1 protein-coding gene is annotated in these 1,797 nt (G+C 75.6%); it reads left to right on the top strand.

Going from position 1 to position 1,797, the window contains the following annotated elements; translation table 11 throughout:
- Positions 1 to 1,797, top strand: a 1,797-nt coding sequence (locus ACJA3G_RS36230; protein WP_406557279.1) for an HAD-IC family P-type ATPase, incomplete at both ends; no start/stop codon positions are given.

The raw sequence follows: 1,797 nt of genomic DNA, 5'->3' as shown, positions 1-1,797 counted from the left end.
GTTCCGGACCGGGCGGTTCCGGACTGGGCGGTTCCGGACCGGGCCGGGGCAAGCGGGTGCGTGGAGGCGACCGCCGTACGACCGCATTCGACCGTTCCGTGTACGGCATCTCCTGGATCCTGATCAGATTCATGCTGCTCACCCCGCCGCTGGTCCTGATGGCCAACGCGGCGCTGCGCGGACGGGGCCTGGAGACCCTGCCGTTCGCCGTGGCGGTGGCCGTCGGGCTCACCCCCGAGATGCTGCCGGTCATCGTCACCACGGCGCTGGCCCGGGGCGCGGCGACCCTGGCCCGTACGCACGGGGTGATCGTCAAACGGCTGCCCGCGCTGCACGATCTGGGTGCCGTGGACGTCGTGTGCGTCGACAAGACCGGCACCCTCACCCAGGACCGCCCGGTCCTCGACCGTGCCCTGGACGCGTCCGGCGCCGAGGACCCGGAGGTGCTGCGCTGCGCCGCGGCCAACAGCCTGTGGACGCTCCAGCTCGCCGAGGTGCCCACCGCCGACGCCCTCGACGAGGCCCTCCTCGACGCCGCCGAGCAGCGGCTGCCGGGCGGCCTCGACGCACTGGAGCACGACCCGGTCGCCGCCCTCCCCTTCGACCCGGTGCGCCGGCTGTCCACCGCCGTCGTCCGCACCCCCGGCCGCCTCGGCACCCACACCCTGATCGTCAAGGGCGCGGTCGACGAGGTCCTGGAGCGGTGCGCGCTCGGCGCCGGGGAGCGCTCCCGTATCGGCGCGCTGGCCGCCGCCCACGCCGACGACGGGCTGCGGGTGCTGGCCGTGGCGCTCGCCGAACGGCCCGCGCGGACGCGCGCGTACACGACGGCCGACGAGCGCGGGCTCACCTTCGCCGGCCTGGTGGGGCTGCGCGACGCGACGGCCGAGACGGCCGCGGAGGCGCTGACCGCGCTGGCCCGTGGCGGCGTCGAGGTCAAGGTCCTCACCGGCGACCACCCCGGGACGGCCGCGCGCGCGTGCCGCGAGCTGGGGCTCGCACCCGGCGAGGTGGTCACGGCCGACCGGACCGACGCGCTCACCGACCCCGAGCTGGGCGAACTCGCCGCCCGTACGACGGTGTTCGCCCGCTGCACACCGTGGCAGAAGGCCCGGATCGTACGGGTGCTGCGCGAGGGGGGCCGGGTGACCGGGTTCCTCGGCGACGGCGTCAACGACCTGCCCGCGCTGCGCGCCTCGGACGTCGGGGTCTGCCCGCGCGACGCGGTCGACGTCGCGCGCGAGGCGGCCGATGTCGTGCTCGCCGCGAAGGACCTGACGTCCCTGGCCCACGCGATCGCGGCGGGCCGCCGGGCCGGGGGCACGATCGCGGGCTACCTCCGCATCACGCTCTCCTCCAACCTCGGCAACGTCATAGCGATGCTGACGGCCGGGCTGCTGCTGCCCTTCCTGCCGATGCTCCCCGCGCAGGTCCTGGTGCAGAACCTGTGTTTCGACGCGGCGCAGTTGGCGTACGCGTACGACCGGCAGGACGGGGCCGTGCTGCTGCGACCGCTGCGGTTGCGGCCACGGGAGGTGCTGCGGTTCGTGACGGGCTTCGGGGTGCTCAACGCGGCGGCCGACCTGGCGACGTTCGCGGTGCTGGCGTGGGTGCTGGGGGCGGCCGACCCGGGCGACCAGGCCGCCTTCCACGCGGGATGGTTCACCGAGAACCTGCTCACCCAGGCCCTGGCGATGCTCCTGCTCCACACGGTCCGGACGGCCCGCCCCGCCCCGGTCCCCCTGGCGGCGTCCGCGCTGGCGGCGACGGGCGTGCTGCTGCCTCTGACGCCGCTGG

The organism is Streptomyces sp. YS-3 (assembly GCF_045257485.1).
In the GTDB taxonomy this organism is placed as follows: Bacteria; Actinomycetota; Actinomycetes; order Streptomycetales; family Streptomycetaceae; genus Streptomyces.
The sequence above is the reverse complement of the archived record's forward strand: the minus strand, read 5'-3'. Positions and strand labels throughout refer to the sequence as shown.